Source organism: Streptomyces sp. NPDC059224 (assembly GCF_042754285.1).
Lineage (GTDB): Bacteria > Actinomycetota > Actinomycetes > Streptomycetales > Streptomycetaceae > Streptomyces.
Genome location: NZ_JBHZAN010000085.1, coordinates 1 through 8,174, shown reverse-complemented (window position 1 = coordinate 8,174; position 8,174 = coordinate 1). Strand labels below are relative to the sequence as shown.

The window sequence follows — 8,174 nt, the reverse complement described above, 5'->3', positions numbered from 1 at the left end:
CGCTCGTTTGCGCAGCTCAACGGGATAGGAGGAGGGACGTGCCATGACTCAATCCTTTCACGGAATCGAGTCTCTACCGAACCCGGAACGGTTCACCCTGACGAGCGGAAGTCAGTATCTAGCAACCCGACTTCATCAGAACCGAGGCATACCATTCCACCGACCACGGAGCGGTTCAATGAGTGTGGCGCAGCCACAGATGGGAGAGCAGTGACGGCTGAGGTGTGTCTGGGATCTTGCTCGTTTGCTGTCGTTCCGGCAACCGCTGTGTGTATGCATCGAAGCGCGCCGCGGATGGCCAAGGGTGGCCCACGGGTGGCCGGATGCCCTTGGGTGGTATGACACGAGGTACCCGGGCCGAGCACGGTGCATGTGGTCTGATCAGGCGTGCATGTGCTCTGATCAGGCACGATAGCATCCCGCAGCGCCAGCCGTCATCAGGCGGAACGATCACTGGTGGCCTCGTAATGCGTAGGTCGCGCCGCCTGGCATACACGGTTCCGTTTCATACCTCAAGACGGTCTAAGGGCCGCAGGGCCGGTCCTGAAGCCGCCCATGAGCAACCTCGATGAAGGGCGTTCGGCGGGGACATCCTGGGGACTTTTCGGGGACTTTCAAGTCTGTCCCAGGGACTTTCCGGGGACTTTCCGCCGCGTAAGCAGGGAAGGCCCTGACAGCACTGAAAGACACGAACGCGCTGTTCAGGGTCTGTTCCCCTAGCACTCGATGATGTTCACAGCCAGCCCGCCCCGCGCCGTCTCCTTGTACTTGACGCTCATGTCGGCGCCGGTGTCCTTCATGGTCTTGATGACCTTGTCCAGGGACACCTTGTGGGAGCCGTCGCCGCGCATGGCCATGCGGGCCGCGGTGACCGCCTTGACCGCGGCCATGCCGTTGCGTTCGATGCAGGGGATCTGGACCAGGCCGCCGACCGGGTCGCAGGTGAGGCCGAGGTTGTGCTCCATGCCGATCTCGGCCGCGTTCTCGACCTGTTCCGGGGAGCCGCCGAGCACCTCGGCCAGCGCGCCCGCCGCCATCGAGCAGGCCGAGCCGACCTCGCCCTGGCAGCCGACCTCGGCGCCGGAGATGGACGCGTTCTCCTTGAAGAGCATGCCGATCGCGCCGGCCGCGAGGAGGAAGCGGACCACTCCGTCCTCGTCGGCGCCCGGGACGAAGTCGATGTAGTAGTGCAGGACCGCCGGGATGATGCCCGCCGCGCCGTTGGTGGGAGCGGTGACCACCCGGCCGCCCGCCGCGTTCTCCTCGTTCACGGCCATCGCGTAGAGCGTGATCCACTCCATCGCGTGGGCCAACGGGTCGCCCTCGGCGCGCAGTTGCCGCGCGGTGATGGCGGCACGGCGACGGACCCGCAGACCGCCCGGCAGGATCCCCTCCCGCGACATCCCGCGCCCCACGCACGCCTGCATCACCCGCCAGATGTCCAGCAGCCCCTCGCGGATCTCCTCCTCGGTGCGCCAGGCCCGCTCGTTCTCCAGCATCAGGGCGGAGATCGACAGACCCGTCTCCTTGGTGAGGCGCAGCAGCTCGTCGCCCGTGCGGAAGGGGTACTTCAGGACCGTGTCGTCCAGCTTGATGCGGTCCGCGCCGACCGCCTCCTCGTCGACGACGAACCCGCCGCCGACCGAGTAGTACGTCTTGGAGAGGAGTTCCGTCCCAGAGGCGTCGTACGCCCACAGGGTCATGCCGTTCGCGTGGTAGGGCAGCGTCTTGCGGCGGTGCAGTTTCAGGTCGGCGTCGAAGGAGAACGCGATCTCGTGCTCGCCCAGCAGCGACAGGCGTTTCGTGGCCTTGATCGTCTCGATCCGGTCGTCCGCGCCCTCCACGTCGACCGTGCGCGGCGAGGCGCCCTCCAGGCCGAGCAGCACCGCCTTCGGGGTGCCGTGGCCGTGGCCGGTCGCGCCGAGCGACCCGTACAGCTCGGAGCGTATCGAGGTGACGGAGTCCAGCAGCCCCTCGTTGCGCAGGCGGCGGGCGAACATGCGGGCCGCGCGCATGGGACCGACGGTGTGAGAGCTCGACGGGCCGATACCGATCGAGAACAGGTCGAAGACCGAGATGGCCACGGGAACTCCTTGGAAAAGGGCGGGGGCACACACCATCGGGTGCCCCCACCAGGGAACTACTTGTTCAGACCGGGGTAAAGCGGGTGCTTCGCGGTCAGGGCCTCGACCCGGGCCCTCAGGGCCGCCGCGTCGTAGGACGGCTTCAGCGTCTCGGCGATCACGTCCGCGACCTCGGTGAAGTCCTCGGCCGTGAAGCCGCGGGTGGCCAGCGCCGGGGTGCCGATCCGCAGCCCCGAGGTGACCATCGGCGGACGCGGGTCGTTCGGGACGGCGTTGCGGTTGACCGTGATGCCGACCTCGTGGAGACGGTCCTCGGCCTGCTGCCCGTCCAGCTGCGACTCGCGCAGGTCGACGAGGATCAGGTGCACGTCCGTGCCGCCGGACAGCACGTTCACGCCGGCCTCGCGGGCGTCGGGCGCGGTGAGCCGCTCGGCGAGGATGCGCGCACCCTCCACCGTACGACGCTGGCGCTCCTTGAAGTCCTCCGAGGCGGCGACCTTGAAGGAGACGGCCTTCGCCGCGATCACGTGCTCCAGGGGACCGCCCTGGAAGCCGGGGAAGACGGACGAGTTCAGCTTCTTCGCGAAGGCCTGACGGGCCAGGATGATGCCGCCGCGGGGACCGCCCAGCGTCTTGTGGGTGGTGGAGGTGACCACGTCGGCGTAGGGCACCGGGTTCTCGTGCAGACCGGCGGCGACCAGGCCGGCGAAGTGGGCCATGTCGACCCACAGGTACGCCTCGACCTCGTCGGCGATCCGCCGGAACTCGGCGAAGTCCAGCTGGCGCGGGTACGCCGACCAGCCGGCGATGATCACCTTCGGCCGGTGCTCCTTGGCGAGCCGCTCCACCTCGGCCATGTCCACGAGACCGGCGTCGTCCACGTGGTAGGCCACCACGCCGAACTGCTTGCCGGAGAAGTTCAGGCGCATGCCGTGGGTCAGGTGGCCGCCGTGGGCGAGGTCCAGACCCAGGATGGTGTCGCCGGGCTGCGCCAGCGCGAACAGGGCCGCCTGGTTGGCGGAGGCACCGGAGTGCGGCTGCACGTTGGCGTACTCGGCGCCGAACAGCTCCTTCACCCGGTCGATGGCGATCTGCTCGGTGACGTCGACGTGCTCGCAGCCGCCGTAGTAGCGGCGGCCCGGGTAGCCCTCGGCGTACTTGTTGGTCAGTACCGAGCCCTGCGCCTCCATGACCGCGACCGGAGCGAAGTTCTCCGAGGCGATCATCTCCAGGGTGGACTGCTGGCGCACCAGCTCGGCGTCGACCGCGGCCGCGACCTCCGGGTCGAGCTCGTGCAGGGGCGTGTTCAGAACGGACATCTTTTTCTACGACTCCTCAGCCGGTGTCTGTGCGGTCCTCAGCCGGCGGTGAAGGCGGTGTACTCGTCGGCGGAGAGCAGATCGGCAGGCTCGTCCGCGATGCGCACCTTGAACAGCCAGCCGCCCTCGAAGGGGGCCGAGTTCACCAGGGACGGGTCGTCCACGACGTCCTCGTTGATCTCGGTGATCTCACCGGTGACCGGCGAGTAGAGGTCGGAGACCGACTTGGTCGACTCCAGCTCGCCGCAGGACTCGCCCGCGGTCACGGTGTCGCCGACGGCCGGGAGCTGGACGAAGACGACGTCACCGAGCGCGTTGGCCGCGTGCTCCGTGATGCCGACCGTCGCCACGCTGTCCGCGGCGGCCGACAGCCACTCGTGCTCCTTGCTGTAACGCAGCTGCTGGGGGTTGCTCATGGCCTGAATTCTCCTGTACGCGGGGGAGTGCTGGTGAAAGAGGACTGCTGGAAAGACACGTGAGCAGCGGAAATGTGCGCAGGGTCACGCGCCGCCGCGCCCAGTGTCTCCTCTGGGTCTGCCTCGGGGTCTACTTCTGGCGCTTGTAGAAGGGCAGGGCCACGACCTCGTACGGTTCGTGGCTGCCCCGGATGTCCACACCGACACCCGTGGTGCCCGGCGCCGAGTGCGCCGCGTCGACGTACGCCATGGCGATCGGCCTGCCCAGGGTGGGGGAGGGGGCACCGGAGGTGACCTCGCCGATCACCTCGCCGCCCGCGACCACCGAGAACCCGGCGCGCGGCACCCGACGGCCCTCGGCGACCAGGCCGACCAGCACCCGCGGCGGCTCGGCCGCGGCCCGGTCGGCGGCCTCCTGGAGCGCCTCGCGCCCCACGAAGTCGCCGTCCTTCTCGAACTTCACCACCCGGCCGAGCCCGGCGTCGAAGGGGGTCAGCGAGGTGGTCAGCTCATGCCCGTAGAGCGGCATGCCCGCCTCCAGGCGCAGGGTGTCCCGGCAGGACAGCCCGCAGGGCACCAGGCCGACGCCCTCACCCGCGTCGGTGAGCGCCTGCCACACCTGCACCGCGTGCTCCGGCTTCACGAACAGCTCGAAGCCGTCCTCGCCGGTGTAGCCGGTGCGGGCGATCAGCGCCGGGACCCCGGCGACCGTGCCGGGCAGCCCGGCGTAGTACTTCAGGCCGTCCAGGTCGGCGTCGGTCAGCGACTTCAGGATCCCGGGCGACTCCGGCCCCTGGACGGCGATCAGGGCGTACGCGTCCCGGTCGTCGCGCACCTCGGCGTCGAACCCGTCGGCACGCTCGGTCAGCGCGTCGAGGACCACCTGGGCGTTGGAGGCGTTGGCCACGACCAGGTACTCGGTCTCGGCCAGCCGGTAGACGATCAGGTCGTCGAGGATGCCGCCGTCGGCCCGGCAGATCATGGTGTAGCGGGCGCGCCCGACGCCGACGGAGGCGATGTTGCCGACCAGGGCGTGGTTCAGCAGGGCGGCCGCCTGGGGGCCGGTCACGGCGATCTCGCCCATGTGGGAGAGGTCGAAGAGCCCGGCCCTGGTCCGCACGGCGACATGCTCGTCGCGTTCGGATCCGTAGCGCAGGGGCATGTCCCAGCCGGCGAAGTCGGTCATGGTGGCGCCGAGCGAGCGATGCAGGGCATCGAGCGCGGTACGGCGGAGTCCAGCGGAATCGGAACTGCTCATCGGTCGGTCGTCTCCCAAAGATCCCAGGGCATGACAGGCGAGGTCTGTCCTCCCCATCTGTCATCGGAACCTGAGAGGTTCGCCTCGACCACCACAGTGGTCACGACTTGCACCTTGGGTGGGACCGCCGAGACGGCGGCCCGCTTTTCAGATGTGCCTCGCCCGCGCGGTAACGGGGCCTGAGAGATTCAAGGGAGGGACTTGCTCCTTCGGCGCCCCGGTGAAGACTGCCGGGGACTCTCCCGCGCGGATTCAAACGGCCGGTATGCAGTTGGCGGGCACATCATTGCATGCCGGGCGGAGCTTTGTGACAGGCCTGTGGCCGGAAGCGGACCGAACCGCGAGACGCCGGGGATTACCTTCTCTTTACAATATGTGGGGAGAACCTTTCCTGAACCCCCAGGGAGGACGGTCACGGTGACAAGGACCACGGCATACGCGACGACGACGGGCATCGCCCTGTCCGGGCAGCCGGCGGCCCCCGCGCGCGAGCGGTGCGCGGAGCCGGCACCGGTCGTCCGTGATCTGCGCGACCGTGCGGGCGGCAGCCCGCCCGGTCTGCTCTTCGGCCCTCGTGACCTGGTCGTGGTCACCGGACTGCCCGGCAGCGGCAAGTCCACCCTGATGCACCGCACCGTCCAGGGCATCCGGATCGACTCCCAGGACACCCGGGACCGCTGGGACGCCCGGCTGGCCCGCTTCCTGCCGTACGCCCTCTACCGCCCGCTGGTCCGCCTCGCCCACTACGCGGGACTGCGCCGCGCGCTGCGCACCGGCGAGGGCGTCGTGGTGCACGACTGCGGGACCCAGGCCTGGGTGCGCGACTGGCTGGCCCGCGCGGCCCGCCGCCGCGGCGGCACCCTGCACCTGCTGCTCCTGGACGTCACGCCCGGCACGGCGCTGGACGGCCAGCGCGAGCGCGGCCGGGGCGTCTCCCGGTACGCCTTCCTGCGCCACCGCCACGCCGCGTCCCGCCTGGTGCGCGCGGTGGAGAAGGGCGGGCTGCCGCAGGGGGTCGGCTCGGCGGTCCTGCTCGACCGGGACGCGGCGGACGTGCTGTGCCGGATCGCCTTCCGGAGGGCGGAGCAGCCCACCGGGTGAGGCCCCCCGGGCGGCGGATCGGCTCACGGGGTGAGGCATTGTCACAGCCACCCGCTAGCCTTTTCAGACTCAGCAGCAGCGGTTTCCAGCAGGCGGTAGGCAGATGGACTTCCCGGCGGACATTCCCGCGGACTTCCCGGCACAGGCACACCCCCACCCGCACGGCGGTTGGCCCGGCAACGAACTGGAGGAGGTCCTGTCGGCCTCCCTCGGCGTCCCCTCGGCCGCGGGCCGGCTCATCGAGGTGCTCGGCCGCAGTTTCCTGTGGATCCCGCTGCCGGAGGGCGGCGGTCCGCACAGCGGCCCGCTGGACCTGCCCACCACCGAGATCGAGGGCCGGGTGTACGTCCCGGTCTTCAGCTCCGAGGAGCAGTTCCGCCAGGTGGTCGGCGCCCACCTGTCGTACACGATCGCCCCGGCCGTCGAGTTCGCCCGCGGTCTGCCCCCGCAGGTCGGCATCGCCGTGAACCCGGGGGGCGTGGTGGGAGTCCCGCTGCCGCCGGAGGCGGTCGCCGAGCTGTGCCGCTGCGGCCGCAGCGAACTGGACGGCCCCGCCTCGGGCGGCCGGGTCCGGCTCTTCGAACCGGACTGGCAGGACGACCCGATGGACTTCCTGGCCGCGGCCTCCGCCGAGTTCGCGGGGACCGGCGTGGTCGCCACGGCCCGCCGCTGCCTGGCCGCGGTCGAGACGGCCGACCCCGTGATGTTCGTGGGCGTCGAACTCTCGCAGTGGGAGGGGGACATCAGGGCGGTGCCGCTGGAGGCGCTGGGCAAGGCGCTGGGCCGGGTCCCGGTGCGGTGGCCGGTGAACCTGGTCCTGCTCGACGTTGCCGACGACCCGGTGGGCCACTGGATGCGGGAGAACGTCCGGCCCTTCTACCAGTACGGCCACTGAAGGCGCCCCGCCAGGGGCGCGGGGGCCGTGCCGATGTGCGGTGCGGCCCCCGCGGGCCCGCCCGGCCACAACGCAACCCCCACTCGTGCACGGACCATCGGCCCCCTCCCCCCGGGCGCTTAAGCTGTCCCCGAATGCGGGGCGACAAATGAAGGGGCGGTAACACGTGAGCGCCAGCGGCACCGCGGCGGCCGGACAGGTCGAGCACATGCTGCGCCAGGTAACCCCCGGGCGCTACGACGCCTACGAGGCACTCCTCCGCGCCCTCGCCACGCCGTCCTCGGGTCAGATCTGGATGCTCCTGTGGCACGGTCAGGGCGGCTCCCCCGACGCCCAGTACGGGAACATGGACGTCGAGGGCCACGGCTACGCGCCCTGCGTGACCTCGGCCCAGGAACTGTCGGCGAGCGGCTGGAACCGTTCGTACGAGGTGGTCGACGGCCTCGACGTGGCCCGCACCCTCTATCCCGACCACTTCGGGCTGTGGCTCAACCCGCACGCCCCGGGCGGCGGGGTCGGCATCCCCTGGCTGGACCTGCGCCGGATCGCGACCGGGCTGGAGCGCCAGCCCGCGGGGCCGCTGCGTCTGGCCGAACCGACCATCGAGATCCCGCAGTTCTACGCGCTGCTGTCGCAGAACGCCCACCGCACGCCCGCGGTCCGCTCGCTGCGGCGCGCCTGGGTGCAGCCGGCGCTCGGCGCGCCGTATCTCGCGATCGGACTCGACGTGTACGACACGTCGCCGCCGGCCGTGGACTCGGTGCGGGCGATGATGCAGCAGTCCGTCGGGGCGGTGCCGGACGGGCTGCCGGTGTCCACGGTCGCCATGACCGACGAGTACGACCCCGTGGTGATGTGGATGCGGGCCGCCGCGCGTCCGTTCTACGACCGCGAGGCCCACGCGGCCCCGCCACCCGCACCGGCCGCGGGATACGGGTATCCACCGGCCCAGAGCGGCTACTGAGCGACGAGAAAGCGGCGCGGGCCGGTGCCCCCCGGGACGGGGCGGCCCCCGGGGGGCGGGCGGGGTAGCCCCGAAACGAATCGGCAAAGGGGGTGGGCGCGGAAGGGCAGCCCCGATGCCGGGTAAACGGTGATGAC

General features: G+C 70.6%; 7 protein-coding genes and 1 riboswitch. Of the genes, 3 read left to right on the top strand and 4 right to left on the bottom strand.

Annotated features, from left to right (window positions below; genetic code table 11):
* Window positions 1-716 precede the first annotated feature (716 nt).
* From ACFXI4_RS44390 to gcvT, 4 genes are all read right to left on the bottom strand, one after another.
* Window positions 717-2,084, bottom strand: coding sequence for an L-serine ammonia-lyase (locus ACFXI4_RS44390; RefSeq protein ID WP_385003355.1), 1,368 nt, complete (start codon window positions 2,082-2,084; stop codon window positions 717-719).
* 56 nt (window positions 2,085-2,140) lie between these two features.
* The gene (gene glyA / locus ACFXI4_RS44385) at window positions 2,141-3,403 is read right to left on the bottom strand and encodes a serine hydroxymethyltransferase (protein WP_385003352.1); all 1,263 of its coding nucleotides are present in this window, start codon (window positions 3,401-3,403) and stop codon (window positions 2,141-2,143) included.
* A gap of 38 nt (window positions 3,404-3,441) precedes the next feature.
* Window positions 3,442-3,819, bottom strand: coding sequence for a glycine cleavage system protein GcvH (gene gcvH, locus ACFXI4_RS44380; RefSeq protein WP_362723337.1), 378 nt, complete (start codon window positions 3,817-3,819; stop codon window positions 3,442-3,444).
* A gap of 130 nt (window positions 3,820-3,949) precedes the next feature.
* Window positions 3,950-5,077 carry a glycine cleavage system aminomethyltransferase GcvT gene (gcvT, locus tag ACFXI4_RS44375; protein ID WP_362723340.1) on the bottom strand — a complete coding sequence of 376 codons (1,128 nt, stop codon included), beginning with the start codon at window positions 5,075-5,077 and terminating at the stop codon, window positions 3,950-3,952.
* Window positions 5,078-5,234: 157 nt separating this feature from the next.
* Window positions 5,235-5,332, bottom strand: a riboswitch (glycine riboswitch).
* Window positions 5,333-5,494: 162 nt separating this feature from the next.
* On the opposite strand from gcvT, the gene ACFXI4_RS44370 reads away from it, so the two are divergent.
* From ACFXI4_RS44370 to ACFXI4_RS44360, 3 genes are all read left to right on the top strand, one after another.
* Window positions 5,495-6,178: an AAA family ATPase gene (locus ACFXI4_RS44370; protein ID WP_385003348.1), complete on the top strand. Its 684-nt coding sequence runs from the start codon at window positions 5,495-5,497 to the stop codon at window positions 6,176-6,178.
* Between the two features lie 103 nt (window positions 6,179-6,281).
* A complete protein-coding gene (locus tag ACFXI4_RS44365) occupies window positions 6,282-7,073 on the top strand; it encodes an enhanced serine sensitivity protein SseB (RefSeq protein ID WP_385003345.1) in 792 nt (263 codons plus the stop codon).
* Window positions 7,074-7,239: 166 nt separating this feature from the next.
* Window positions 7,240-8,037: an enhanced serine sensitivity protein SseB C-terminal domain-containing protein gene (locus tag ACFXI4_RS44360; RefSeq protein WP_385003342.1), complete on the top strand. Its 798-nt coding sequence runs from the start codon at window positions 7,240-7,242 to the stop codon at window positions 8,035-8,037.
* Window positions 8,038-8,174 lie beyond the last annotated feature (137 nt).